General features: G+C 63.4%; 26 protein-coding genes. 13 read left to right on the top strand and 13 right to left on the bottom strand.

All coding sequences use genetic code 11. The annotated features are described in order from the left end of the window. Positions 1 to 2: 2 nt before the first annotated feature. Both AC1DYM_RS10235 and AC1DYM_RS10230 read right to left on the bottom strand, forming a co-directional pair. Positions 3 to 596, bottom strand: coding sequence for a hypothetical protein (locus AC1DYM_RS10235; protein ID WP_477337927.1), 594 nt, complete (start codon positions 594 to 596; stop codon positions 3 to 5). A gap of 61 nt (positions 597 to 657) precedes the next feature. Continuing rightward, a complete protein-coding gene (locus AC1DYM_RS10230) occupies positions 658 to 1,212 on the bottom strand; it encodes a hypothetical protein (protein WP_477337925.1) in 555 nt (184 codons plus the stop codon). Positions 1,213 to 1,339: 127 nt separating this feature from the next. Here AC1DYM_RS10230 and AC1DYM_RS10225 point away from each other — a divergent pair, with 127 nt between their 5' ends. Then, on the top strand, positions 1,340 to 1,927 hold the full coding sequence (locus AC1DYM_RS10225) for a TetR/AcrR family transcriptional regulator (RefSeq protein ID WP_477337923.1): 588 nt from the start codon (positions 1,340 to 1,342) through the stop codon (positions 1,925 to 1,927). Here AC1DYM_RS10225 and AC1DYM_RS10220 read toward each other — a convergent pair. Both AC1DYM_RS10220 and AC1DYM_RS10215 read right to left on the bottom strand, forming a co-directional pair. Beyond that, complete coding sequence (locus tag AC1DYM_RS10220; RefSeq protein WP_477337921.1) at positions 1,911 to 2,222, bottom strand: hypothetical protein; 312 nt, start codon at positions 2,220 to 2,222, stop codon at positions 1,911 to 1,913. The two genes, AC1DYM_RS10225 and AC1DYM_RS10220, sit on opposite strands and share 17 nt — an antisense overlap. A 5-nt stretch (positions 2,223 to 2,227) precedes the next feature. Next, positions 2,228 to 2,527: a hypothetical protein gene (locus tag AC1DYM_RS10215; protein ID WP_046967490.1), complete on the bottom strand. Its 300-nt coding sequence runs from the start codon at positions 2,525 to 2,527 to the stop codon at positions 2,228 to 2,230. Positions 2,528 to 2,664: 137 nt separating this feature from the next. Between AC1DYM_RS10215 and AC1DYM_RS10210 the strand changes: the two genes are divergently transcribed. The 5 genes from AC1DYM_RS10210 to AC1DYM_RS10190 are packed head-to-tail and all read left to right on the top strand — an operon-like array spanning position 2,665 to position 5,364. Continuing rightward, on the top strand, positions 2,665 to 3,237 hold the full coding sequence (locus tag AC1DYM_RS10210) for a cytochrome b (protein ID WP_477337919.1): 573 nt from the start codon (positions 2,665 to 2,667) through the stop codon (positions 3,235 to 3,237). A 22-nt stretch (positions 3,238 to 3,259) separates the two neighbouring features. Further along, a complete protein-coding gene (locus AC1DYM_RS10205; protein ID WP_477337917.1) occupies positions 3,260 to 3,814 on the top strand; it encodes a sigma-70 family RNA polymerase sigma factor in 555 nt (184 codons plus the stop codon). Then, positions 3,804 to 4,565 carry an anti-sigma factor family protein gene (locus tag AC1DYM_RS10200; protein WP_477337915.1) on the top strand — a complete coding sequence of 254 codons (762 nt, stop codon included), beginning with the start codon at positions 3,804 to 3,806 and terminating at the stop codon, positions 4,563 to 4,565. The genes AC1DYM_RS10205 and AC1DYM_RS10200 overlap by 11 nt, the downstream gene beginning before the upstream one ends. Beyond that, positions 4,562 to 5,023, top strand: a complete 462-nt coding sequence (locus tag AC1DYM_RS10195) for a hypothetical protein (protein WP_477337913.1) — start codon at positions 4,562 to 4,564, stop codon at positions 5,021 to 5,023. The genes AC1DYM_RS10200 and AC1DYM_RS10195 overlap by 4 nt, the downstream gene beginning before the upstream one ends. After that, on the top strand, positions 5,023 to 5,364 hold the full coding sequence (locus AC1DYM_RS10190; RefSeq protein ID WP_477337911.1) for a hypothetical protein: 342 nt from the start codon (positions 5,023 to 5,025) through the stop codon (positions 5,362 to 5,364). The genes AC1DYM_RS10195 and AC1DYM_RS10190 overlap by 1 nt, the downstream gene beginning before the upstream one ends. Before the next feature lie 52 nt (positions 5,365 to 5,416). Here the strand turns inward: AC1DYM_RS10190 and AC1DYM_RS10185 are convergent, their stop codons facing one another. Beyond that, positions 5,417 to 8,677 (bottom strand): protease pro-enzyme activation domain-containing protein, encoded by a 3,261-nt coding sequence (locus AC1DYM_RS10185; RefSeq protein WP_477337909.1) that lies wholly within the window; start codon positions 8,675 to 8,677, stop codon positions 5,417 to 5,419. A gap of 204 nt (positions 8,678 to 8,881) precedes the next feature. On the opposite strand from AC1DYM_RS10185, the gene AC1DYM_RS10180 reads away from it, so the two are divergent. Then, positions 8,882 to 10,309: a sensor histidine kinase gene (locus AC1DYM_RS10180; RefSeq protein WP_477337907.1), complete on the top strand. Its 1,428-nt coding sequence runs from the start codon at positions 8,882 to 8,884 to the stop codon at positions 10,307 to 10,309. A 4-nt stretch (positions 10,310 to 10,313) separates the two neighbouring features. On the opposite strand, the gene AC1DYM_RS10175 is transcribed toward AC1DYM_RS10180, so the two are convergent. The 6 genes from AC1DYM_RS10175 to AC1DYM_RS10150 all read right to left on the bottom strand — a co-directional run bounded on the left by AC1DYM_RS10175 (position 10,314) and on the right by AC1DYM_RS10150 (position 14,204). Continuing rightward, a complete protein-coding gene (locus tag AC1DYM_RS10175) occupies positions 10,314 to 11,030 on the bottom strand; it encodes a response regulator transcription factor (RefSeq protein WP_477337906.1) in 717 nt (238 codons plus the stop codon). A gap of 114 nt (positions 11,031 to 11,144) precedes the next feature. Further along, positions 11,145 to 11,405 carry a DUF3253 domain-containing protein gene (locus tag AC1DYM_RS10170; RefSeq protein WP_477337904.1) on the bottom strand — a complete coding sequence of 87 codons (261 nt, stop codon included), beginning with the start codon at positions 11,403 to 11,405 and terminating at the stop codon, positions 11,145 to 11,147. A gap of 67 nt (positions 11,406 to 11,472) precedes the next feature. Beyond that, the gene (locus AC1DYM_RS10165) at positions 11,473 to 12,063 is read right to left on the bottom strand and encodes a DUF4124 domain-containing protein (RefSeq protein WP_477337902.1); all 591 of its coding nucleotides are present in this window, start codon (positions 12,061 to 12,063) and stop codon (positions 11,473 to 11,475) included. Positions 12,064 to 12,170: 107 nt separating this feature from the next. After that, positions 12,171 to 13,187: an LLM class flavin-dependent oxidoreductase gene (locus AC1DYM_RS10160; RefSeq protein ID WP_477337900.1), complete on the bottom strand. Its 1,017-nt coding sequence runs from the start codon at positions 13,185 to 13,187 to the stop codon at positions 12,171 to 12,173. A gap of 34 nt (positions 13,188 to 13,221) precedes the next feature. Beyond that, entirely contained in the window at positions 13,222 to 13,995 is a 774-nt protein-coding gene (gene map / locus AC1DYM_RS10155) for a type I methionyl aminopeptidase (protein ID WP_477337898.1), read from the bottom strand. After that, the gene (locus AC1DYM_RS10150; RefSeq protein ID WP_046967500.1) at positions 13,992 to 14,204 is read right to left on the bottom strand and encodes a ParD-like family protein; all 213 of its coding nucleotides are present in this window, start codon (positions 14,202 to 14,204) and stop codon (positions 13,992 to 13,994) included. The genes map and AC1DYM_RS10150 overlap by 4 nt, the downstream gene beginning before the upstream one ends. Positions 14,205 to 14,362: 158 nt before the next feature. Between AC1DYM_RS10150 and AC1DYM_RS10145 the strand changes: the two genes are divergently transcribed. Next, the gene (locus AC1DYM_RS10145) at positions 14,363 to 15,007 is read left to right on the top strand and encodes a YceI family protein (protein ID WP_477337896.1); all 645 of its coding nucleotides are present in this window, start codon (positions 14,363 to 14,365) and stop codon (positions 15,005 to 15,007) included. 33 nt (positions 15,008 to 15,040) lie between these two features. Here AC1DYM_RS10145 and AC1DYM_RS10140 read toward each other — a convergent pair whose 3' ends face one another. Continuing rightward, positions 15,041 to 15,496 (bottom strand): hypothetical protein, encoded by a 456-nt coding sequence (locus AC1DYM_RS10140; RefSeq protein WP_477337894.1) that lies wholly within the window; start codon positions 15,494 to 15,496, stop codon positions 15,041 to 15,043. A 452-nt stretch (positions 15,497 to 15,948) separates the two neighbouring features. Between AC1DYM_RS10140 and AC1DYM_RS10135 the strand changes: the two genes are divergently transcribed. The 5 genes from AC1DYM_RS10135 to AC1DYM_RS10115 are packed head-to-tail and all read left to right on the top strand — an operon-like array spanning position 15,949 to position 24,403. Next, the gene (locus AC1DYM_RS10135; protein WP_477337892.1) at positions 15,949 to 18,762 is read left to right on the top strand and encodes a TonB-dependent receptor; all 2,814 of its coding nucleotides are present in this window, start codon (positions 15,949 to 15,951) and stop codon (positions 18,760 to 18,762) included. A gap of 2 nt (positions 18,763 to 18,764) precedes the next feature. Next, positions 18,765 to 20,723: a beta-galactosidase gene (locus tag AC1DYM_RS10130; protein WP_477337890.1), complete on the top strand. Its 1,959-nt coding sequence runs from the start codon at positions 18,765 to 18,767 to the stop codon at positions 20,721 to 20,723. Continuing rightward, a complete protein-coding gene (locus tag AC1DYM_RS10125) occupies positions 20,723 to 22,084 on the top strand; it encodes an APC family permease (protein WP_477337888.1) in 1,362 nt (453 codons plus the stop codon). Before AC1DYM_RS10130 ends, AC1DYM_RS10125 begins: the two co-directional genes overlap by 1 nt. Next, on the top strand, positions 22,063 to 23,010 hold the full coding sequence (locus tag AC1DYM_RS10120) for a carbohydrate kinase family protein (RefSeq protein WP_477337886.1): 948 nt from the start codon (positions 22,063 to 22,065) through the stop codon (positions 23,008 to 23,010). The genes AC1DYM_RS10125 and AC1DYM_RS10120 overlap by 22 nt, the downstream gene beginning before the upstream one ends. Beyond that, positions 22,988 to 24,403, top strand: a complete 1,416-nt coding sequence (locus AC1DYM_RS10115; protein WP_477337884.1) for a family 4 glycosyl hydrolase — start codon at positions 22,988 to 22,990, stop codon at positions 24,401 to 24,403. The genes AC1DYM_RS10120 and AC1DYM_RS10115 overlap by 23 nt, the downstream gene beginning before the upstream one ends. 77 nt (positions 24,404 to 24,480) lie before the next feature. Here AC1DYM_RS10115 and AC1DYM_RS10110 read toward each other — a convergent pair whose 3' ends face one another. Then, on the bottom strand, positions 24,481 to 26,064 hold the full coding sequence (locus AC1DYM_RS10110) for a methyl-accepting chemotaxis protein (protein WP_477337882.1): 1,584 nt from the start codon (positions 26,062 to 26,064) through the stop codon (positions 24,481 to 24,483). Between the last annotated feature and the right edge of the window lie 163 nt (positions 26,065 to 26,227).

Below are 26,227 nucleotides of genomic sequence, written 5' to 3'. Positions count from 1 at the left end.
GGTCAGGGACAGGTCACCTGGCTCTTCACCCGCTCCACGTCAGGAAGGTATCGATCGAAGTCTTCCTCGTTCGCTGCGTACCACACGCTGCAAGTGATGTTCTCGGAGCCCACGGCGAAGATCCTTCGCTGGTGAATGCGTTGGTTGGTTCCGCGGTAAACAAGGCTGGCGTCGTATCGAAGAGCGGGGCGGCCTGGCCAGGTGTCTTGCGCCGCAGGCGACAGGTCCACATCCTCGCCTTGCTTGCGTGTGACCCTGATCTCCGCCTTGATGCGTTGTGCGACCTCGTCGTCGAGTGTTCGATGCTTCGTAAAGCGATCGATCAGGACGACGATGGTCGCGACCCTCTTACCACTCACCATGAAGACGGCTGTCGCCATCTCGTTATGTGCATTGAGGACTCGTCTTTCAGGAATCGGCGTCCAGCCGAAGGGCCACGAAAAACTCAGAGGATCATGCTCGGCACTCTGCGCCGCATGCTGAGCTGCCTCCCGGTTCCGTGCCGACACATGGTCGTACGTAAGGACGGCCACGATGGTGAGGAGGGCAGCGAGGAGGCCGGATAGCCAGAAGGTTCCGTTCTTCTTTGTGACCACGGCGGAGAACGTCCAGGTAGGTGGCCTGACTTTAGCAGGCCACCCAGGGCGTGAGTGGGGCTCAGTTGGCGTTGCCCTGATACGCCTCGTAAGTCGGACGCTTGAAGGTCAGTCGCAACGCGGACAGCAGGAAGTAGAGCCCACCGAAGGCCGCGTACGGGGCCAGCTTGGCGATGCTCGGCGCGTCACCGAACGCCTGGATGGTCATGAACACACCAGCCAGGGCCGACTGCCCGCCGCTGATCATCATGAAAACCTGGCCGCCCAGCTTGCGGCGACGAATGCCGACGAAGAGCTGGAGCAGTCCAGCTAGCAGGGCCCAGATACCGAAGACGAAGAGTCCGCCAGCATTGCCGCGGACGATCAGCGCGACGATCAGGACGGCAGCGGTGGCGACGCTGACCACGGCATTGAGACGCTGACCAGGATTGGCACGCAAGCCGCCGGATCGCTGCGCATCGAGGAAATTGGCGAGCGCGTCCCACGCGGGGTAAAGGACCAGGAGGGCGCCTGACACGATGGCGGGCACGCCCATGTTCGACAGGAGGATGACGAGTGCGACCCAGGCGAAGGACACGCCGGCGCGGAGGAAGTAGTAGCTGCGGAGGGTATTCATGGGGAAATCTTCAAGGAAAGTGTGCACACCCTACTAGTAGGTAGGGTTCATGGTCAATAGCGGTAAGGAAGGCGAGGGGATCAGCCAGTTATTGAATGAACAGCCTACTAGATGGTAGGCTGCGACCATGACGACCCAGCAGAAACTCATCGACTCAGCCCGGTATCTCATCCAGACACGTGGCTACAATGGCTTCAGCTATGCGGATGTCGCCGAGCAGGTACAGGTGCGGAAGGCGAGCATCCATCACCACTTCCCGAGCAAGTCGGACCTGGCGCGCGCGGTGGTCGAAGAGTCGCGCGCCGGTATCGTCGCGCAGATCGCCCTGCTCGAAGGCGACGACTTCGACCCAGTGAAGAAGCTCGGTTTCTACACGGGCTATTGGGAGCAGTGCATCGCCGATGCGTCGGCGCCTTTTTGTGTTGCCGGCATGCTGGCGGCGGAGTTGCCGTCATTGCCGCCCGAGCTGGCGGAATGTGTCCGCGCCCATTTTCGTGACTTGTCGAGGTGGCTCGAAACGATCCTCACCAAGGGCGCCCAGCAAGGGGCGTTCCGGCTTCAGGGTGCCGCCAGCAGCGAAGCCGAGGCGTTCATCTCGCTGATTTACGGCGCCATGCTTACCGCCCGCGCGTTCGGCGATCCGTCGAAGTTTGCCGACGTCGCTCGCGGTGGATTGCGTCGTCTCGTGAGCACGGCGGCTATCCCAGCGGCGTAGGGCTGATCAGCTTGGGCCTTCGCATGATGGCGAAGGCTGCCACCCCGTAGATCACGAAACCGAGCGGTACGCTCGCAAACCACGCAATGAAGGTGAGGGGCGTGCCCTCGGCAAACGGATGCTCCGCCGCGCCGATGTCCGGTGCGGGGACCAACGCCTGCAGAAGCCAGTTCTGCCAGAAAAGGACGTTCGACAAGGTCTCATGGCCGGCGTCGTCGGCGGCGAAAGACGAGGCAATGAGCAGAAGCGTGACCGTCACGCCGATGAGCGCCGACAACATGATTCGCTTGATCATGTCGCTCAGTGGCTCTTCGCCAGCGCTTTTTCACACGTCCGACGTGCCGACGCGGCCGCTTCGGGCGGCGAGAGCGACTTTGCCGGGCCGCGGTACATCGTCTGGATGATCTCGATATGCGACAGGCGAACCACGAACGACGCATTCGGATCGGTGGCCGCGGCTTCGGTGACCGAGCGCTCGTCGAGCCCCTTGCTCCTGGCAACCGCGACCAGGGACGCGAAGTTGCCGCGCTCGGCGCAGACGTTCGGGGCAGCGGTGGCGGCCAGCGGCGCGGCAAGGAGGAGGGCGGCGAGGTACTTCATGGGCTGACCGAACGGGGTGGCGCGGCAGTATAGGGGAGGGTTCGGGCCCCTCCAACCGGGCGGGAATAAAACCGGTCTCCGGACGATCTGGTCTGTCGTGGGCACGCTTCCCGTGCCGTGAACCCGAGGTCCCAGCCATGTCCGTCCCCGCACAAGCCAGTTATGCCACCTCGACGACTCACCCCATGTCGTACACGAAGGTCGCCATCGCGATGCATTGGCTCATTGCCTTGCTCATCTTCTCGAACGTCGGCCTCGGGTTATTCATGGAAACCTTCCCGAAGAAGGCCCCCGGTCACGATGAGGTTCTGTTCTACCACGCTTCGATCGGCAGCCTGATCTTCATGCTCGCCGTGTTGCGCCTGGTCTGGCGGTCGACGCACAAGCCACCTGCCTTGCCCGCGCATATTCCCTCATGGCAGCAGAAGACCGCCCATACGCTGCACTGGGTGCTGTATTCGTTGATGTTCCTGGTTCCGCTTACCGGTTACCTGCACCGCATGGCCGGCGGCCATCCGGTCAGTTTCTTCGGGATCGGCTTCCTGCCCGTAGTGATCGGCAAGGACGAACCGTTGCGACTGCTTACCGATACGCTCCACGTGTGCCTGGTCTGGACGCTGTGTATCCTTGTGGTCGGTCATATTGGTGCCGCCCTGAAGCACCGATTCTTCGACCGCGACAGGGTCATCCAGCGTATGTTGCGGGTCTAACCGGCATGGGGACGCAGTCATCATGATGTCGACGAGTAGCCGTGCGTTTGTCGATGATCTGGCGCTCAGCCATCTTGACGCTGCCTACAATCTCGGTCGTTGGTTGCTGGGCAGCGAGCAGGATGCGGCCGATGCCGTCCACGACGCCTACGTTCGTGCGGCTCGCTCCTCGGAGAGCTATGCCGGTGGCAATGCGCGTGCGTGGTGGCTCGCGATCGTACGCAACTGTTGCCTCGCCCGACTTGCCCTGCGCAACAAGGAAAAACGAAACGTTGCGATCGATGACAATCCCGTCGCTGCCGAGCACTGGATGCCGCGCGCGGAGGCGGACGAGATCGAGGAACGCCTGGACAGTTCCCGGCGAAGGCAGGTGATCACGGTCCACCTGCGTAACCTTCCGGAGCATTTTCGCGAGGTGCTCATCTTGCGCGAGATCGAAGAGTTGTCGTATCGGGAAATCGCCGATGTATTGCAAACGCCCATCGGTACCGTGATGTCCCGCCTGGCTCGCGGACGGGCACTGTTACAGAAAGCATTGATGGACAACGGCACGAAGGAGATCCCTCATGGACTGTAAAGCTGCGAGTGAGCTGTTGCCGTTGTACTTCGACGGTGAACTGGATCGTGCCACGGGCCGTGAGTTCGAGGCACACCTCGACGAGTGCTCCGACTGTCGCGCCGCCTTGATCGAACTGGATGCGTTACGCCACACCTTGCGCAAGGACGCACCACGCTACGGTGCGCCCGATGCCTTGCGTGCCCGCATCGAGAAAGAAGGCGCGGCGGCAGCCAGTCACCAGGCACCTCGTACGCAGCGTCCCTGGCTGGCCATGGCCGCTTCATGGGTGCTTGCCTTCGTGGCGGGCGGAGCGACCTTGGCCGCGTGGAACCACGGCAGGGGCCCCGTCGATGGGCAGTCGCAACTGACCCGCGATCTGTTTGCCAGTCACTGGCGCGCGTTGGCCGCGACGTCGCCGATCGATGTCGTGTCGACGGACCAACACACGGTAAAACCCTGGTTTGCGGGCAAGATCGCCACGGCACCCGTGGTGGAGGATTTTGCCACCGAGGGCTACGCACTCATTGGCGGTCGTATCGACTACGCCGGGAGCGACCGCATACCGGTGCTTGTCTATCGCCATGGCAAACACCTGATCGACGTGTTTGTCTTGCCGTCGACCGTGGGTTCGGGCGCCCCTGAATCGGTCCAGTTGCAGGGCTACGTGCTTGATGCTACGACCTTGGGCGGACAACCAGCGGCTATCGTGTCGGATATGGATCGGGCCGAGCTGACGCGCTTCAGGACTCTGTTGAGCACGTCGAAATGAGCCGCTACATTCCGTGCATGGACCTGATTGTTGAAATGAATCCGCTGCCGGATCTTCCTGAGATCTTCTTGGCCATGGGAGTGACGGCGGCCGATTTTATGTGGCATCTCGCGGATATCGAGGCGACTGCATGGCCTCAGGGTATCAATGAGGGTTGGTTGTCAGGCGCAGACCTGTTGGCCCATGGGGTCCCAGGCGAGACGTGTTTCATCTGGGGCGTGCTGGACGCTTTTCAGCCAGGTCCAACGTTCGCGGTTAGCGATATTCCATGGGCGGACGGGAATACGACGTTCTGGAGAGGGCAGCCGCTGAAGCCGCAGCTGAGCGGCGCGATTTTTGAGATTGTTTTCTGGGACGGTCGTGCCGTGCTGCTCATCGGTCTCGATGAGATCCAGGGTGCTTCGGTCATAAGAGCGCTTCCGGGCGCGAAGCGATTGAATGCGGGAAGCGTGACGTAATGGCTGAAGACACTGAAGCAACACGGCTCTGGGATGACTCGATCGCGTCTGATCTTGTCGGCAAGCTGTTGTTGATCGGCATAACCTTCACGGATGCTGAGGGCAAGCCTGAGAATCATGAACAAAGCTTTGGACGTGTCACGAGAGTCGATCAGCAATCCGGCATCGCTTTGCGGCTCGAAGGCTCACGCGAGGGCGACGTGTTCAATCTTCCTCCCGACACGCGTTCATTTCGACCAGCCGCGCGCGGGGCGTACCGGCTCCGGGCCTCGGGCGAGGTAGTGACCGATCCGGACTACACAGTCACGTTCCTGGTGCATCGAGGTGAATATAGCGAGTAAAAAAAAGGGCGAACGGTTTCCCGTCCGCCCTTTCTCTCGTGCTTAGAATGGATTAGTGCGTAGCGACCGCCGCCACCTGCGCCGCGGTGCCCGACGGAACCGCCGCATTCACCACGCCCTGCAACCGATTCATCTGCACCTTGTAGCCCGACGGCACGACATACGCGGTGCCCTCGCCATCAGCTACTTGCTGCGAGACGAAGCCGTCGCCGATGCCTTGCCAGAGCAGGGCCTTGCCCTTGGCGTTGGTCCAGAACAGGTCGGCGAGGCCATCGCCATCGAAGTCTTCGATGGTGGCGACGGTGTAGCCATCCGGTGCCGCGATGGTCTTGGTGCTCGCCACCGTCGTGCCGTCCATTTCCCACCAACGCAGCTTGCCGGTGTCGGCGTTGAACCAGATCAGATCGGTCTTGCCGCTGCCGGCGATCTCGCCGGCGCCGACGAAGGCGAAGCCCGCCGGTGCATTGCTGCCGTCGCTCTTGGTGAAGCCACCCTGGCCATTATTGATCCAGTACTTGATCGCGTTCTTCGGTCCGGTCCAGACGATATCCAGGATGCCGTCGCCGTTGAGGTCCGCCAGGTTCGGGGTGAAGCCGGCCGGCGCGGCAACCGTCGTGGCCACGCTCTGTGCGCAGTCGAGGCTGTCGAAGCGCCCGAACTTCAGGGTGCCACTGCAGTCGATGGTCCAGAACGACAGCTTGCTGGTGTTGGCGTTGAACCAGACCTGCTTCGACTTGGCCGAGGCATCGACCAGGCCCGCGCCAACCAGGCTCCAGCCTGCCGGATACGGGAAGCGGAAATCGGCCCAGCCGTAGCTGTAGATCGCCAGGTTCATTTCGTGGGTGGTGGCGTTGTCGCTCTCCATCACCGTCTGGTTGGCCAGGGCGCCGTCGAAGATGTCGAACGGGATAGCCTTCACCTGGTCGCCCGGCACGAAGCCGTCAGCAACCTGCGAGCCCTGTTGCACGGGGACCCACGTATCGCTGTCGAGGACCGTGCTGCCGTTCAAGCGAACGAGGGTGGCGTTACCGGTCTTCGGACCGACCAGCAGCAAGGTGCTTTTGCCGTCGAGGACCGAGTTCAGGCCGACGCCGGGATTGGCACTGTCGTTGGCGCCGACCAGATCCCAGGTACGGGGAACGATTTGCCCACGGGTCTGCTTCGCGGCGATGGCATTGGTCAGGTTGGTGACGTTGACCGAGCCGAGGCCGGTTGCATAGTCGTAGCCCTTGTTCGTCTTCCACGCGGTGACGAGCGAGGCGCGGCCGCCATCGCTGACAACGCCGTACTGCTGGCCTTTCTTGACGAAGCAATCGCCGGTGCCTGCGAAGCAGGGCACGTCGATATCGCCGACGGTCACGTCGTGGAACACGCAGGTGGTGTCGTTGGCCTTGCAGCCTGCCGCCGGTGTGGCGACCGTACCGTATTGCGTGCGGGCCAGACCGTAGAGCGTCGGGCCGACGTTGCCGAGGCGGTTGGCGCTGGCCTGATCGACAAGGGCTTGCACACCGGCCATGGCCGGTGCAGCGAACGAGGTGCCGCCAGCGCTATTGAACAGCGAGTCGGTCGGATCGAGGTAGTTACACGGCACGCCGCCCTGGTCGCTGTCGGACATGCAGAAAATCAGTGCATGCCCGTAAAGGCCGTTGGCCGCGAAGAGCGAGACATCCGGAAGGGCGCGGGTGACGTTCTGATCGATCCCCGCGATGCCCTGCTGCCAGGTCGGCTGCGACCAGACGTAGCTCGGGCCACCGCTGCCACCGGCGGTGTTGAGGAAGCTCTCCCCGGCCGCCGAGTTACAGGCGTTGTTCGGATTGGCGATGCCGAGAACCTTGTCGAGCTGGGCGCTGGCACAGGAATCGTTCCAGGTCTGCTCGGGGATGTAGCTGATCGCACTCGCACCCAGTTCGCCGTTGCCCGGCAACCAGTACTTCTGTGTTTTCTTGAAGTCATCGAAGTCGGTACCGCCCACAGCGATGTTATAGGGCGTGCTGCCCAGTCCATTCACGGCGATACCAAAGCTGGAGGCGACCTGGTTCTGGTCGCATCCGGCCGAGCCCGCGTCGCCGGTGGAGACGAACACGGTCACGCCTTCGGCGGCGGCGGTCGACCATAGCGCGGCGGCTTCAGCGAGATCGCCGACGGCGGCGCTGACGGATTCACACTCGCCGTAGCTCAGGCTCATGATCGGCGGCGGTGCATCCTGCTCCAGCAGGTTCTGGGCGGCCAGGAAGGCACCGAAGTCGGCACCGCTGTCTGCGCAGGAGGCGAGGGTCACGTTGGCGTCGGGCGCCGCGGCACCGGCCCACTCGGCATCGAGTGCGGCTTCGCCTTCATCGGCATTCGTGCCCGGATCCCCACAGCTCGTGTCGCCCGCGAAACCCGCCGGATGGATCTGCGTGAAGACACCCTTGGCGTCGGTCGGCAGAAAGGTGTGCCGGAAGGTGGCGACGTCGGCATCCAGCACATTGGTGCGCTCGAGCACGGCGACGGTTTCGCCGGCCCCCCGCACGGGACTGGACTGGTTCCACAACGGATTGACGTTGTAGATTGTGCCGAAGTCGGCCGGCACCACGTCGTACTGGACATCGCCTTGATAGACGAAATTGAAGTCGGACGACGGCGCACCGGCGGTGACCCATTCGCCTTTCTTATTGCGCTTGACCGGCTGCGCATCCTTCTTCTGCGGCTTCGGGAAGAAGTCGGTCAACGAAGCGACGCCGCTGACGACGGGGACCAGGGCCGTGGGCAGTTTCTGCTCGGTCGCGTTGGCGAAGTGTCGCTTGCCGTCTGCACCCGTGAAGTGGTGCAGGGAGGTGCCGAACGCCTGCTGCACCGCACTGACCGATCCGTTGAAGCGGATCAGCATGCCGTCGGCGGAAACATTCTTCACGCCCAGGCCCTGGCTGGCGAGCCACGCCTTTACCGCCGTGATGTCTTTCTGGTTCGGCCCGAACTGCTCGCCGACCTGGCGTGCGGTCAGCCACTTGTGGAAGTTGGGCGAGGAGGGATTGTCCAGCGAGGCAAGGTAATTATCGAAGCGCTTCTGTTGATCGTCGCTACGCTTGAGCACCAGGGTCATCGAGGAGATCACCTCGGTGGTGCTCATCGGTCCGGCATCGGCACTGCTGCGGACCCTGGCAGGCACGCTGCCTGGCAGCGTGGTCATCTGACTCTTGTCGACCGACTTGGTGATCAATGGCGTGGTGCTGGTGCTGCCTACCGTGGCGGTGGCGGCTGCGGCGTGCGCGTCGCATGCGGCGACGAACAGCGCCGCACCGGCCAGCCAAGGCCTTGCAATGATGGATGACATAGTACCCCCGAAGGAAAGAGCCCGTAGTGCGTCGTAACTTCTTGCGCCCAGTCCGTGACGAACTGCCCCTTCGGCACAACGTCCGCACGACGCAGGTTCATGCGGACGCTCGACGATAGCTTTACATCCGTCGCAAAGTCACACACGCTCGACTGGCCGAGTTCTCACCGAGTTCTCACGCCGCGCAGCAAGGGGAATGGCACGATGATGTCCCGTATCCGCGACTGGCTTGCCAACACGCCGATCGACGATCCGGTCGACCGGCGCAATGCCGGCTTCATGCAGTTGCTGCTGGTCTTCGAGGGCCTGCGGATTCCTTTGACGAAGCTCTATCTGTTCGGACTTCACTGGTCGTACCTGCAGGAGCATTTCTACGCCAGGGCGCGCATCGGAGCGTCCGCCGCGCTGGCTATCGACGTCGGCACCGATCTGGCGATGACCCTCTCGGCATGGGTGGGCTTCTACCTGATCCGTCGCGGACGATTCCCGCCCGCCGTGGCCCAGTTCGTCGCCACCATGCTCGCGTCCGGCGCCGTGGCGTATGCCGCCTTCGGCTACCACGCCACCGATGGCAACCTCACGCTGATGATGATTCTGGCGCTGAGTGGCCTGATGCTGGGGCGCAAAGCGTTGTGGATCACCTATGCCGCCGAGGCGCTGATCCTGATCATGAGTGTGGACCCGCTGAAGGCCTCGGGTGCCGGTGAGCCGGTCGGCGTTCTGCTCGCCATCTACGATTTCCTGCCGATGCGGGCGCTGACCAGCTACCTGCTGATCGCACTGATCGTGGATCGCAGCATCTATGCCTTGCGTGAGAGCCTGCTCGAGTCCGACCGGCGCCGACAGCAACTGGCGCGGGAAATCGCCGAACGCGAGCGCACGCATGAACAGCTATTGCACGCTCAGAAGATGGATGCGGTAGGCAAGCTTGCCAGTGGCGTGGCGCACGATGTCAACAACGTCTTCGACATCATCCTTGGCTTTTCCACCGAGCGCGACCGTTTGCCGGGGGAAGATGAGCCTATGGACGGTAATACGCGAGCCGTAGCGGACGCGTTGGAAGGGATCGAGCTGGCTGCCCGACGCGGAACCGCCGTGTGCCGCAAGTTGCTCAACTTCAGTCGCAACGATGTCACCCTGACCGAGGAGTTCGATGCGGTGGCGGCGCTGGAAGAACTGCGCCCGCTGGCTCGACAGTCCTTGCCGTCGCATTGCCAGTTGCGGGTGTTGTTGCTGTCGGGTCCGCGGATGATCCGCTTCGATCGCAGCCAGTTCGAGTTGGCCATCATCAACCTGGTGACCAACGCACGCGACGCCATGCCCGACGGCGGCAGCTGCACGATCACCCTGGATGGCGCGGAAGATGTCCTGGCGATTTCGGTGCAGGACACCGGCATGGGCATGGCTGAGTCGATCCGCGCGCAGGTGTTCGAGCCGTTCTTCACGACCAAGCCAGCCGGCCATGGCACGGGTTTGGGGCTGAGCGTGGTTTACGACCTTGTCGTGCAGGCGGGTGGCCGGATCGTGGTGGAGAGCGTGCCGGGGCAGGGGACGACCATTCGTCTGATGCTGCCGTTGATTACCCCAGCGGCAGAGATGTCAGGCTTGCGGGGCATCGCTCGAGCTGTGTGACGGCTCAGGCCTGGAGCACATAGCCTGTGCCGTGCGCCGCGTTCAGTGGCAGGGGCTCGCCAAGAGCGGCAAGCACTTTTCGACGCAGACGGTGAACCATGGAATCGAGCCGGTGGGGATCGAAGGCGTGGACATCGTCGGTCAGAACGGCGATCAGGGCTTCTCGCGAAACGACCTGATTGGCGCGCTGAAGCATCGCATCGAGGAGGAGGCGTTCGCTCTTGCTCAGCATCACCCGCGCGCCGGACGGTGAGAGCAGGAACCACTCGTCCGGGCTGAGGGCCCAGCGACCGACCGGTGCCGCGACTGCGGCGGGTTCGAGCCTCCGAGCCACGCTATACAAGGTGGCCACAAGGACATCGAGTTCCACCGGCTTGGTCAGATAGGCGTCTGCACCTTCGAATAGTCCACGCACACGGTCGACGTTATCGCCACGACCCGAAAGCATGATGATGCCGGCGCGCGGTACCGCTGCGCGGAGCGAGCGCGCTACCTCGAAACCGTCGCCGTCCGGCAGGCCGATGTCGAGAAGAAAGATGTCCGGCGCGCCCCGACTAACGACGTCGTGTAGTTCGGCGGCGCTACCCGTTGCCGTCACTTCGAAACCGAATTGCCTCAGCCGGGGCGCAAGAATCCTGTCACGCAGCAGCTCGTCGTCGTCCAGCAGCGCCAGCCGCAAGGGGCGTGCCGGCGCTCGGGCCTCGGGGATCGAATTCGTCATGCCCACGCCTCGAATCTACCGTGATGCCCGAAGCATATCCGGCAAACGAACGAAATTTCTCTTCCTTGCTCACGACGAGACTTCGTAAGTTCCTGTGGGCCCGTTTCGGAGCGACTAATGTCGAGGAAACGACGGTCCTCGACGAAGTCGAATAGGACCACGGTCGACCTCGCCGGGATCGATGTGACGCTCGCCTTGCGTAATGACGATGAGGCTTTTGCGCGCCATGTTGGCTGCCGCGTCTCGTACCGGCTGCATCAGTGCGCGCCATGCGTGCTCACCGGTCGCCAGGGCACGGGCGACGTCGGAGGGACAGATCGAGGCGTCCGGTGCCCGCTTGCGTAACAGCGAAATGATCTCGGCATCGATATCCATGCCGCGAACGTAGCGCCGCCACGGTGAAGGTGGCGGCACGTGAGTCATCGGCCTCGATGGGGCATTCCTAGGGGCAATCAGCCGAAATGAGCCGTTGGCGCTCCCCTGTCTGAGCCAGGAAGAACACGATGGTCTGCCCGGATTTGTCCTGGCCGCGGTAGAGCCCTTCGAGCTGTTGTCGGCTCTGCATGCGTAGCGCTTCGTCGGACACGGTGGAGGCGCGCATGCGATAGCGATAGGGCACGGGCTGGGGCGCGTCGACATGGCGGTTGATGCCGGCTACGGCCCGCCACGGGCCCATGCTGGACACCATCGCGAGCTCCTCCGAGGATGCCGGTTTGAGGACCGAGGAGGAGCCGATGTAACCCATCGATCCCTGCGGCGCGGTGCGTCGAAAAAGGCCCGTGCCGATGGCTTCGATGCGCCACACGCTGGGATACCGGTTGCGGTTGTCGGGGGTGATCCAGCAGCCGACGAAGTCGCCGCTGTGGGTCTGCTGCTGCGCCACTTGCTGTGCGCCGGCCTCGCAGGGGGTCTCCTGGTAGGCGACCTGGCCCTGGCGCGTGCACTTGTAGATGTCGGCATGGGCCCCTGACGCCGCCAGAAGTCCCACAAAAGCCAGGCTCACCTGTCCCCACCAACGCTTCCCTGCCTGCATGCCGACCTCCCTGAGTTGACGAGAGTCTAACCAATTGTTCGGGATCTAAGGAATGGCAACGGCGCAGGCGACACCGCGCCGACGGTGTCGCTTGCTCAGGTGTGCCTTCAGCGCCACCCCATCGCCGGTGCCACCTGCTCGAGGATCGACTCGATGAGGTGCACGTTGTAATCCACACCTAGCTGGTTGGGCACCGCGAGAAGCAGCGTGTCGGCTTCGGCGATGGCTTCATCGGCGGCGAGTTCCGACACGAGTACCTCGGGGACGGCGGCATAGGTCCGGCCGAAGACGGCTTCCATGTTGTCGATGAAGCCGACCTGGTCCGTCGATTTGCTTCGCCCGAAATAGGCGTGATCCATGTCATTCATCAGGGGGAAGATGGAACGCAGGACGGAAACCCGTGGTTCGCGTGGGTGACCGGCCTTGGTCCACGCATCACGATAGAGGCGGATCTGCTTTGCTTGCTGCACGTGGAGCGGCTCGTTGGTCTCGTTCGCCTTGAGGGTCGAGCTCTGCAGATTCATGCCCATGTTCGCGGCCCACACGGCGGTCGCGTTGGAGGCGGAGCCCCACCAGATGCGCTCACGCAGGCCGGGCGCATGCGGCTCGAGACGCAGAAGACCCGGCGGGTTGGGGAACATGGGCCTGGGATTGGGCTTGGCGAAACCCTTGCCATCGAGGAGCTGGAGAAAGACCTCGGCGTGCCGGCGCCCCATGTCGGCATCCGATTCGCCTTCCGCGGGTGCGTAGCCAAAGTGACGCCATCCCTCGATGACCTGCTCGGGCGAGCCCCGGCTGATGCCGAGCTGCAACCGCCCACCGCTGATGAGATCCGCGGCGCCGGCGGTTTCCAGCATGTAATGCGGGTTCTCGTAGCGCATGTCGATGACGCCAGTACCGATCTCGATCGTGCTGGTGCGAGCGCCGATGGCTGCCAGGAGCGGGAAGGGCGATGCCAGCTGATTGGCGAAATGATGGACGCGGAAGAAGGCGCCATCCGCACCGATCTGTTCCGCGGCAACCGCGAGGTCGATCGATTGCTGCAGGACGTCGCGCGCCGAGCGGGTCGCCGAGTGCGGCGAGTCGGTCCAGTGACCGAACGAGAGGAAGCCGATGCGTTTCATGGGGACCGTCGATCATGACTTGGGATGTCCAGGATCATACGGCGCACAGCGGCGTCTCGCCTGGTCGCAGCGTCAACACCCGCACGCCATGGCGCGTCACGGCCACCGTGTGCTCGAACTGCGCGGAGAGCTTGCCGTCGCGGGTGTAGACCGGCCATTCGTCCGGCTGCGAACGAATGGCCGCCTTGCCCTGATTGAGCATCGGTTCGATGGTGAAGACCATGCCTTCCTTCAGCTCCAGCCCGGTGCCCGCGTGGCCGTAGTGAAGGATCTGCGGATCCTCATGCATCTCACGACCGATACCGTGCCCGCAGTACTCCTTGACCACGCTGTAACCCTGTTCGCACGCGTAACGGGCGATCGCATGGCCGATGTCGCCCAGGCGGGCACCAGGGCGCACCGCGGCGATGCCTTTCCACATCGCCTCGTAAGTCGCGCGGACCAGGCGCCGGGCGGGGTAGGGCACATCGCCGACCAAATAGGTTGTGCTGGAATCGGCGATAAAGCCGTTCTTTTCCAGCGTGATGTCGAGATTGACGATCTGTCCGTTGCGGAGCACGTCATCGGCCGACGGCATGCCGTGGCAGACGACGTTGTCAATCGACGCATTGAGGACGAACGGGAAGTCGTACTGGCCCTTGCTGGCCGGCCGGGCCTGATGCTCGTCGACGATCATGCGCTCGACAAGATCGTTGATCTCCAGGGTGCTCCGTCCCTCGAGCGGCGTGCGATCCAGCCGATCAAAAACCTGCGCAAGGAGTGCCCCGGCTTGCGCCATCAGCTCCACTTCGCGGGGCTGCTTGATCACGCACGGCCCTCTTTGAGGACCGGTGACGTGACTCCGGCACCACGTAGCTCCCTCGCGACGAGGTCCTGGAAGCTCATCTCGGGATGCATCTCGCAGAGCATGCCGATCTTGATCCAGAAATTGGCCTGCGCGTTGATCGAGCGGTGCGTAACCGTGCACGCGCGGCGAAGTTGGTCGTGAAGCTCGTCGTCGATGTTGACGATGCCCATGGCTGCGTCTCGTTGAAGAATATACGAATCGTATATGATACATATATACCGATCAAGCGGCGTCACGGTCACCAGGCCGAACGTTGGGATGACGCCATGCTGAGGGCAGCGTAGGGTGTTCGCACCCGTCAGCCTTCCACTTTCAGCGGACCCGCCTCATGCCCTTGCCCAAGATGGTCTCCACCGTGGCCTTGACCGTTCTGGTCGCTGCATCCCTTTCGGTCGCCGCGCAGACGGATCAAAAGCCGGCTGAAGATGCCAGCGCCGTCTCCCAATACAAGAATCTGAATCTGACCCGGGATCCGAAGGCAGCGGGAGCGGGCGACTACAAACTCGACCCGCATCACACGTCCGTGACGGCCAAGCTCGCGCATATGGACCTGTCTCGCTACACGCTGCGCTTCGACAACGTTAACGGCGGGTTCTCATACGATCCTTCATCGGCGACTGCATCGAAGCTGTCGATCGCGATCGATCCCAATTCGGTGAGCACCGGCGATCCGAAGTTCGACAAGCGCATCGCGCAGAAGTACTTCGAGTCCGATAAATATGCATCGATCACCTTCACCGCCACGACCGTCAAGCTGGCTGGCGAGCACACGGTGGTCGATGGCGTTCTGGATTTCCATGGCGTAAAGAAGCCGGTAAAACTGAGCGTCGTCTATCGTGGATTCGCGCAGCCACGCATGGGCTTTTCGGGCGAGGCGACGTTCAAGCGATCGGAGTTCGGCGTGGGCGAATGGGTGCCGCTCGAAGCCGACGAAGTCACGATTCTTGTCGAGACCGAATTCGTGAAGTCGTGACGAGATGATGGAAGGGTTTCTGACTCGACGACTTCAAGGTTCGTCGAGTTGGCAGATGATCCGCGCAAACGCACCGTCGTCGTTCTGGAAATCGGGGCGTGCGCCGTGGAATCGTCCGTCACCGAGAACAACATCATTGACGCGATCCATTCGAAACGACTTCCAGCCGCGCGGCGCGCCCGAGGCGCTCGGGCCGCTGACCTGATAGGCACTCAACAGTCGGTCACCCGCGTGGTCATCACCATAGACATGCGGCTGCACGACGCGCTGCGCTCCGCCATAAGTGACGACAAGCAGGCGACGTTCCCGGATGGCCCGGCAGACGATGGCGTCGAAGGGTACTTTCATGGCAGGAGCGTCACACGCGTCCGGGCGATGTTTCGTGAACAGGAACGATGGCAACGTAGCGCTGCTGCGACGCAACAACTTGTCACCTATGCATTTTTGGCAGTTGACGCCTTTTTTACAGTGCGCTATATCTTGCATCACGCGCGGCGTTCGATTGGACGTCCGTACGCGTAATCCTTCCGGCATGCTCTCTGGTATGCCGATTCGCAGCTCGCGATGAATGACGGACAGACCGCTACGATGCGTCGGCCCAATTCAAATGAAAACGCCAGCTGCCATGTCGCAGGTCGTCCGTTCGCGCGTGTTATGGCCGACGGCTTGCCGATCCTCGCACGTGCCAAGCTGAGCGCCCTGCGTTCCCGCGGCAAGTGCGTTGCCGGCTACTCGCCCCCGCAAACCTCCCTCTGATCGTCCGACCGTCCTGATCGGCACGTTCACCCGTCCGTCGTGATCTCGACGCACGCCCGCTAGCGCTGGCGTGCACGTCCGCTCACGTCCGGTCCGCGCGACGAACCCGCTGGTCAGCTGAACTGCGCATGGCGCGGCATGGTGCCGTGCGTGCTTTCAAATGCATCTCGGGGTGGGGGTAAGTCGTGGGTATCGATAAGGGTTTCAACAAGAAGTGTCTGGTCGCGGCCTTGTGTGCCGTGCTTGGGGGAACGGCGTTCGCGCAGGACGCGGCGCCGGCAGCGTCTTCGACGTCGGCCAAGCCGCCCGCGAAAGCCGCGGCGGACAGCCAGGCGACACCGGCCAAGCCGGACAAGGCTGTACAGATGAAGGCCTTGAGCGTCGTGGCCAATCGCTACGACGCGACGAACATGCGGATGGACGCGATCAACACCGTGGACGTGCTGTCCGCGGCCGATCTGCAGCACACCGCGGTGCATAACGTCGCCGAGGCGCTGGGCCTGATGTCGGGCGTGAACGTGACGACGACCGGGTCGGGTTATTTCGGCGGCATCGATGGCGCGGCGCGCGGCGAGGGCATGTTTACCTCGGTGCGTGGCCTGCCGTCCGAGTACAACGTCAACCTGGTCAACGGCAGCAACGTGGCCCAGGGCATGCCGTACAGCCGTAGCGTGCAGCTCAGCCTGCTGCCGCCGTCGGGTCTGCAGACCATCGTGCTCAACAAGACCTCGACGGCCGATATGGACGGCGATGCGATTGGCGGCACGATCGACTTCCGGACGCCGAGCGCCTTTGACTTCAAGAAGGATTTCAGCGGTAGCGTGACCGCGAGCGGGCGTGTCGAGAGCCGCGCGCGCGACTACGGCGGCAGCGGTCTCGGCAGCGGCCTCGCCGCCGAACTGCAGGGCAAATTCGGTGCGGAGAAGCAGTTCGGCGTCTACGTGAGCGGGTATTACGACTATCGAAACATCGCCAACAGCGAGATCGGCGCCGCGGAAAGTGCCTCCAATGACGGTTCCTGGGCCTTCCTTCATGCGACGGCCGATGGGCAGAACGCGGCGGGTTACGACCCGGCGCACAACCTGACCAGCCTTGGCACGAACGTGGGTATCGCATCCGGCTTCGAACGTCGCTACGGTGGCAACATCTCGTTCGACTGGAACGTGGATCCCACGCTCAAAGCGTACGCGCGCATGACGTATGCGTATGCGCTCACCGAGCAGAACACGACGTACAGCCAGCTGCTTCCGCAGGATGTGACGTACGTTCCGACGGCTACGCCGGGCGTCTACACGCCGAACATCGGTCGCATTGCCAACCGCTTCTGGTACGAAACCAACCCCGAGCGCGCCGATCTGGCGACGATCCAGTTGGGTGCCGACAAGACGGCAGGCGGCTGGACCATCTCGCCCAATGTGTTCTGGAGCATCGGTCGTAACGATCGCCCGAACCACGTCGAGATCGACGGCCGCGAGGACAAGTACTCGCAGGACAACTTCGCCTACAACCAGAGCTCGCTGATGAGCTACGGCGGTCACGGCTTCCCGTATCCGCAGCTGACCCCGGGCCTGCTGAACTCGGTCAACAACCTGCAGAACATGTACGCCAACGATTATGGCGAGGTGACGGACATCCGCTCGGGCCAGAAGCGTGGTGGCGCCAAGCTCGATCTCCGCTATGACTTCGAAGACGGTCCGCTGCAGTCGGTCAAGTTCGGTGTGAAGTACAGCGACAGCTCGCGTGAGTTCACTGACCGTGACTACTCAACGGCCGGCATCAACGATGGCACGACCACGTTGAACGACCTCGGGATCATCAAGGGTTATTACAACCAGATCTTCCCGGGCAAGTTCGACTGGACGACACCGCAGATCAGTCGTTCGGCGGTGGCTGGCCTGATCGCCGATCACCTGCAGCCGGGTGACCTGGATACCTGTAGCCAGCTCGATTACAACAACTTCAATTGCGACACGATGCGCGGCACCGAGGCCGTCACCGCGGCTTATGCCATGGCGACGTTCCAGAGCGGCCCGTGGGAAGTCATCCCGGGCGTGCGCTTCGAACACACCTCGATTCGCAATACGTTCTGGACCACACCGCAGGACGCCGACGGCAACGAGATCCCGGGTTACTTCTCCAATAACCACACCATCTACAACGAACCGCTCGGTAGCCTGTTCATCAACTTCCGCCCCGATGGCAACATCGTCTACCGCGGCGCGATCTGGCAGAGCTACACCCGTCCTGCGTTCGTGCAGCTGGGCGGCGGCTCGCAGATCAACGTGTCCGATGGCGTGACCACGATCACCACCGGCAACCCCAACCTGAAGCCGATCAAGGCCACCAACGTGGACCTGGGCGCGGAGTGGACGACCGAGAACGGTGGCTATGTCTCGCTGTCCAGCTACTACAAGAAGCTGCGTAACTACATCTACGACAGCGGCGGTGGCCAGGCCGATCCGAACACCTCGGGCGTGGGTACGGTGCTGACGAAGACGCCGACCAACGGCGGCGATGGACGCGTGGTGGGTCTGGAGGCGACGTATCGGCAGAAGTTCCAGAACCTGCCTGAGCCGTTCGATGGACTGGGTTTCAGCGTCAACGCCACGCGGCAGAACTCGAAGGTGGACCTGGGGCGCGATGGCTTCGAGAACGAGCGCCTGCAGTCGGCACCGCAGCGCATGGCCAATGCCGAGCTCTTCTACGAGAAGTACGGGTTCTCGGCCAACCTCAGCTACCACTACACCGGTTCCTACCTGTCGACGTACGACTTCCTCAACCAGGGCAGCCCGTGGGATGACCTGTGGATCCGGCCGATTCGCCGGGTCGATCTGCATCTGGGCTATGCGATGTCCAACGGCCTGCAGTTCGACCTGCAGGTCAGCAACCTCACCAAGCAGTATTCGTATTGGTCGCACATCGGCAGGAACAGCCTGGCCAATTCGGATATCGTCGATGCGGGCAGAACCACCCTGCTGACCGTGAAGTACAACTTCTGAGCATGCATCGACGAAGCTTCCTCGCGCTGTCGCTGCTCACCCCGCTGGCTTTTGCCGGTCGTGGGTGGGCGGCATCGCCCGCTGGCATACGCGTTGCGAGGGTGCCGGACGGCCGGCATCACGCCTTCACCTTCGGCAAGCGCGAGTTCCTGCTCGATGGTGAGGCGTTCCGCGTGCACAGCGGCGAGATGCATCCGGCCCGGATCGCGAAGGAGCACTGGCGGCATCGCATTCGCATGGCACGGGCCATGGGGCTCAATACCGTGGCGATCTACGTGATGTGGAATCACCACGAGCGTGAGCCCGGGGTATTCGATTTCGAGACCGGCAACCGGGACGTCGCGGCCTTCATTCGCCTGTGTGCGGAGGAGGGGATGTGGGTTTACCTGCGTCCCGGTCCTTACATCTGCGGCGAATGGACCAACGGCGGCCTGCCGGCTTACCTGCTTCGGGATCCGGATACGCGGCTGCGGACGCGCGATGATCCACGCTACATGGCAGCGGTACGTCGTTACTTCGCTGCGCTCGCGTCGCGTATCGCGCCACTCATGGCCCATGCCGGCGGTCCAATCTTGATGGTGCAGATCGAAAACGAGTATTCGATGTTCGCCGACGACATCGGCTATCTCGATGTCTTGCGCGATATCTGGCGCGAGCACGGCATCGACGGACCGTTCTCGGTGTCGGATGGCTGGAAGGATCTGCAGCGCCGCAAGGCCTATCCCGCGGGTACCGCGTTGGGGCTCGACGGGGCCGATGTGGCCGACCTGGTGAAGGGCAGGGGATTTGCCGGCGAGTCGCCGGTCTGGGTGGGCGAAGCCTATCCCGGTTGGCTGACCCACTGGGGCGAGCCGACCTTCGCTATGAAGGACTACGAAACGACGCTGCGGCACATCATGCGTGCGGGGTACTCGTTCAATCTCTATGTCGTCCATGGCGGGACGAATTTTGGCCTGACGGCCGGGTCGAATGCGGAAGACGACGGCTCGCAGTTCCAGCCTGTCATTACCAGCTACGACTACGGCGCGCCGATCGACGAGCGCGGTCGCCCGACGGAGCAGTACATGCGGCTGCGTCGTGTAATCGAGGAGGTCACGCGCGTCACGCCGGCCGCTCTTCCGTCAGTGCCACCGTCGGCGAGTTTTGCACCGGTGACACCGCAGGCCTTCGCTTCGCTATGGGACAACCTGCCAGGAGCAGCGGTGACGCTACCGTCGCCGGGTCCGAATGAAATCCTGTTCGGGCTGGATCAGGGACTGGTGGTCTACCGCAAGCGCATCGACTCGGGCAGTGTCCTCAGGCTGGAGAACGTGCGCGATTACGCCGTGGTCCATGTCGATGGGCATGAAGTCGGGTTGGTGTCGCGCGTGGAACATCCTTCGTTGAACTCGCAGCCTGAGGTACGGCTGCCTGCGGCGGGGGGTGCTACGCCGCGGACGCTGGATATCCTCATCGATACCTTTGGGCATATCAATTTCGGGCCGCGCATTGGCGATCATAAGGGGCTTATCGGGCCGGCATCGATTGATGCTGTGCCGTTGCGGGATGTGGAGGCTTGGGCGATTCCGCTCGAGGGGGATTGGATTCATGGCCTTCGGGCTATCGCCGATGAATCGGCTCCTACAGCGGCTATCGCGGCTGGCGGCGGCGCCGTTCTGGTAGGAGCCGATTCATCGGCGAAAACCCGTCCGCGGCGCGGCCCGATGTTCTTCAAGACAACCCTCAACATCGAAACCCCAGGCGACGTCTACATCGACCTCTCCGCCTGGTCCAAAGGCTACCTCTGGATCAACGGCCAGCTCCTCGGTCGCTACTGGAACATCGGTCCGCAGCATCGGCTGTTCTGCCCGGGCCCGTGGCTGCGTGCGGGCGACAACGACGTCCTCGTGCTCGACCTGCATCGACAGACGCCCGCTATCATCACCGCGGCCGATAGCCTGCATACATCGGGGAATATCTGATGCGCGCCACCGCGACCGACCCCGGCACGCCGACCTCGCCCCCACGCGCCATCGGCTTCTGGGGCGGACTCTCGGCCAACGTGCTGAACATGATCGGCATCGGCCCCTTCGTCACGATCCCTATCGCACTCTCGGCGCTGGCTGGCCCCTCGGTCTTGCTTGGCTGGATCGCCGGTGCGCTGCTGTGCCTCTGCGATGGCATGGTCTGGGCCGAACTCGGTTCCACGATTCCCGAATCCGGCGGCCCGTATCACTACCTGCGCGAGGCGTACGGGCGCGAGAAAGCAGGGCGCCTGTTTGGTTTCCTCTACCTCTGGCAGACCTTGCTCACCGCGCCGCTATCGATCGGTAGCGCGGCGGTCGGCTTTGCGCAGTACGCCGGCTTCCTGATCCCTTCGCTGGGCGATACGGGCAGGGCGCTCATCGCCGCCGGCCTCTGCCTGGTCAATACCGCCGTGCTCTACCGCAAGGTGGGACAGATCCAGCGGCTTTCCGTGTTCGTCAGTGCGATCGTCGTGGTGGCCTGCGCCTGGATCGTCTTCAGCGGTATCACGCACTTCGACATGAGCGTGGCCAGCCACTTCTTCCAGGCGCACGTCGACTCGTCGCACGGCTTCTGGCTCGGGCTGGGCGCGGTGGCCCTGATCGCCGTGTACGACTACGGTGGCTACAACAACGTCTGCATGCTGGGCGGGGAGGTGAAGCGGCCGCGTCGGACCATTCCGATGGCGGTGCTGATCTCGATCCCGCTGGTGGCTGTGCTTTACCTCGGGCTCAATCTCAGCATCCTCGGCGTGCTCCCCTGGGAACAGGCGGCACATTCGAAGGCGGTCGTCGCGGATTTCATGCAAGCCATCCATGGCCGCACCGGCGGCACGCTGGCCGTGCTGCTGATCCTGCTCGCGAGCTGGGGTTCGGCGCTGGTGGTCCTGCTGGGCTACTCGCGTGTGCCGTACGCAGCGGCGGCCGATGGCCAGTTTTTCCCCGTATTCGCCCGGCTGCATCCGCGCGGTGGCTTCCCGACCGTGTCCCTGGTGTTCGTCGGCGTGACATCCGCCGCAGCGTGTTTCCTCTCGCTGGAACACCTGATCGCGACGCTGATGGTCACGCAGATCCTCTTCCAGTACATCGCGCAATGCTTCGCCGTCGTCGCCTTGCGTAAACGGCGCGCCGAGGCGGATGTCTTTCGCATGCCGCTGTATCCGCTGCCGATCGTCATCAGCGTGATCGGCTGGCTCTATCTGGTCGCTACGGCCGGCACATCGTCGATCGTCACGGCGGTGGGCGCGGTGGTGGCAGGCACCCTTCTTTTCCTGTGGCAAGCACGGAGGTCCCACACGTGGCCATTCCCGCAACCCTGAAGTCGTGGGACGTCGCCGTGGTGGGTGAAATCTTTGCCGACCATGTTTTCAGCGGCTTTCCCGCCTGGCCCGGTCCCGGCGAAGAAGTGATCGCCGAGAACTACCTGCGTGAGCTCGGCGGTGGCGCGATCAATACCGCGTGTGCCCTGTCGCGGCTGGGCCGTCGCGTACGCCTGGTCGGCCTGATCGGCGAGGCCGATCTCGACTGGTTCGAAAGTCGCCTGGGCGAGTTCGGCGTCAGCATGGAAGGCATCCGAATCGGTAACGACGGCACCGGTATCACGGTCAGCGTCTCCACCGTCGAGGACCGTTCGTTCTTCACCTATGCCGGCGTGAATCGCGCGCTGCCCGAACTGCTGGCCTCGCCGGAGATCCTCGCCGATCTCGCCGCCGCACGTCATGTGCACTTCGCGCTGCCCCTGCCGCGCGATCTGGCCGAAATCCTGCTGCCCCTGCTGCGTCAGGCCGGGTGCACGACCTCGCTGGATGTCGGGTATAGCCCGGCGTGGCTCCGTGATCCCGTCAACCGGCCCAGCCTTCGCGACGTCGACCTGTTCCTTCCCAATGCGAAGGAAGCCGCTTTGCTCACCGGAGACGAGGAGCCCTCGTCGTTCGAGGCCTGGTCGGTCGGTGCCGGCATTGGCCGCGCCGTGATGAAACACGGTGCCGGCGGCGCCTGGATTGCCGACGAGCGCGGTCTGCGCCGGGTGCCAGCGCCGCGTATCGAGGCCGTCGACTCCACCGGTGCCGGCGATGCGTTCGACGCGGGCGTCATCGACGGGTTGCTCGATGGCGAGTCCATCGACGGCTGTGTCGAGCGCGGCTGCGTCTGTGGCGCGCTGTGTACGACCGCGGCCGGTGCCCTTCAGTCACTCCCCCATTCCCCCCAATTGAGGACCCTTCGTGAGCAAACGTACGGATCGTAAGATCGCATTGATCGGAGGTGGCGGTGTCCGTTCACCGCTCGTGGTATTTGGCGTGAACGAGGCGGCCGAAGCCCTCGGTGCCGCGGAGATGGTGCTGTATGACCCGGATCCTGCGCGACTGCGGATCATGGTCGACCTCGGCAAGGCCGTCGTCCGTCGCTTCGGCGGCGACCTGCGGCTGCGTGGCGCGACATCGCTGGAAGACACGATCGAGGGCGCGGACTTCGTGCTCAACAGTGTGCGCATCGGCGGTATTGCCGGCCGGGCCTCCGACGAGCGTGCGTCGATCGCACAGGGCTATCCCGGCCAGGAAACGACGGGTCCCGCCGGTGTGGCGATGGCGTTGCGGACCATCCCCGTGGCCATCGAGCAGGCGCGGCTGGTGGAACGTCTCAGCCCGCAAGCGTGGCTGGTCAACTTCACCAACCCGGCCGGGTTGATCACCCAGGCGGTGAGCGACCACAGCAAGGCACGCATCGTCGGCATTTGCGACACGCCCACGGAGCTGTTCCACAACATCGCCCGCGCGCTCGGCGAGCCGGCCGACGATGTCGAGTGTGACTACGTCGGACTCAATCACCTGGGTTGGGTGCGTGGCGTGCGGGTACGTGGCGAGGAGGTCATCGACCGGTTGCTCGACAACGATGACCTCTTGCGCCAGCTCTACCTGGCGCCGCTGTTCGACTTCGACATGATCCGCACCTTGCGGCTCATCCCGACCGAGTACCTGTTCTTCTATTACGAGCGTCAGCGTGCCCTCGACAACCAGCGCAAGCAGGGCGGCAGCCGCGGCGGCGAGATCCAGCGTCTCAACGACGACCTGCTGGCGGGCCTGACGTCGCGCCTGGATGCCGGCGACGGCGATGCGGCCGTGGATATCTATGCCGCTTACCTCAACCAGCGCTCGGGCTCGTACATGAAGCTGGAAGCCGAGGGCGGTTCGGCATTCGACCAGGGCGTGAGCCTGGAAGGCGATCCGTTCCGCGTGGCGACGGGCTACCACCGCATCGCCATCGACGTGATGAGTGGCCTGACCGGTGCGAAACCGGCGCGCATCGTGGTCAACACGCGCAACCGTGGCGCACTGCCGGACCTGCCGGACGACGATATCGTCGAGATCGCCTCGGACATCTCGCTGGATTCCATCATCCCGCGACCGATCGCGCCGCTGCCCGATGCGGTCAATGGGCTGGTGCGTTCGGTCAAGGCGTATGAGCGTGCCGCGATCGCCTCGGTACTGAACGACAAGCGGCTCGAAGCGCGCAAGGCGATGCTGATCCATCCGGCGATCGGCCAGTGGACGCCATCGGGCGACTTGCTCGATGCCTTGCTGGGCCATGCGAACGAGGACGGCGAGTGCCTCTGCCAGGGGCCGGTGCACCGGCACGGTTGAATCCGTGATGCCTGTGGGAGCCGATTCATCGGCGAATGGGTGCTTGCGGCAGCCGGCTCCCACAGAAATGCACTGGCTCAATCCCCGACGGGTCCCCGAATCCGGAAGAAGTCGACTCGTGCAAGCAGCTCGGCGGCCTGCTCCTGGAGCGAGCGGCTCGACGCGGCGGCTTCCTCGACCAGTGCCGCCGTATGCTGCGTGGCTTCGTCGAGCAGCGCGACCGTGCCGTCCACCTGTTCGATGCCTGCGGATTGCTCGGTGCTGGCGGTGGCAATCTCGTCGACGAGCACGCCCGTACGACGTACCTGCTCGACGAGATCCTGCAGCGCGCTCGCCGACAGGCCGACCAGCGAGCTGCCGTGGGTGACCTTGTCGCTCACATCGGAAATGAGCACACGGATCTCCTTCGCCGATGCGGCGGAACGCTGCGCCAGCCGCCGGACCTCCGCTGCGACGACCGCGAAGCCGCGGCCTTCCGATCCTGCCCGCGCCGCTTCGACAGCCGCGTTCAAGGCAAGAAGGTTGGTCTGAAATGCGAGCTCGTCGATGAGGCTGATGACATCGACGACACGATGACTCGATGCCTCGACCGCATGCATGGCGAGGGCCGCCTCGCGGGTGACTTCCTGCCCGGCATGGGCGCTTTCCAGCGCGGACGCCGCTAGCGAGGCCGCATCCCTGGCGTGCGTCGCGTTCTGTTGGACCGAGGTCGTCATCTCCTCCATGGCAGCGGCCGTTTCCTCCAGGGATGATGCTTGCTCCTGCGCACGGCCCGACAAGTCGTCGTTGCCCTGGGCGAGTTGGCGCGCTGCGCCGTCGACCGTCTGTGCGCCGCGACGTACCTCACGGACGATACCGGTGAGCTGCTCGTCCATTCGTCCCAGGGCGAGCAGCAGATGGCCGACCTCATCGTGGCGCGTCACGTTCACCACGTGATTGAGTTCACCGGAAGCGATGGCGTCGGCGAGGGCGGCGGCCTGCCTGATCGGTGTCGCCACGGCGCGTATCAAGCCGACGAGGAGGAGCAGGGCAATGAGAAGCCCCGCGACGATCGCGATGGCCGAGACGATGAGGGTCCTGCGGTACGCCACCTGCGAGCTTTCATACGAGTCGCGCGCCTGGCCCAGGTTTTCGGCGTAAAGGATGCCAATCCGTTCACTGAAGCTCTTCAGTGTGGCGACGTAGTCCGCACTGGCCACCGAATGCGCGGGATCGAAGTCCCCCTTGGTGGCGGCCGTGAGGGCCTGTCGATTCAGGTCATCGAGTTTTCGACGGAGGCCGACGACGGCGTCGGCGGCTTCTCGTTCGACGTCCGACGAGATCATCGGGTAGTAGGCGGCCCAGGCCGCATCGGCGGACGATTTGTCGCCCTCGATCCGTGCACGTGCGGCATCGACCGCGGAGGGGATGCGCTTCAACAGCATCTCGTCGAGGGCGGTTTCGTCGGCGTGAACGCTTTGCCGTGCGTCGGTGATGTGCAGGATTGGAATCAGGTCGCCCTGATAGATGTCGAGTGTATTGATGTTGATGTTGCGTTCGCCGTGTGCGCCGATCAGCCCGATGCCGAGCATGAGCAGTGAACAAGCGGATAGCCCGGCGATCAGTTTGGCGCGAATGGTGAGGCTGGAAAGCTGGAACATCGAGGTTCGGCCTTGCGACATGGGATGGGTCGTTTTCGGCCGTGAGAAAAGAAAATGAAGAGGCGAAAAATGCAGATCTGTTGTGCGTATTTCACGGTCTTTTTGAAAGGAAAAGGAAAGCAGTCGTGCGGTCTGATAATGGGGAAAATCGGCGGCGATCGATCACGCACGTGCAACTGTCGCT

The organism is Luteibacter sp. P1_D3 (genome assembly GCF_056406135.1).
Note: the sequence above shows the minus strand (reverse complement) of the source record. Positions and strands in the feature narration are given on the sequence as shown.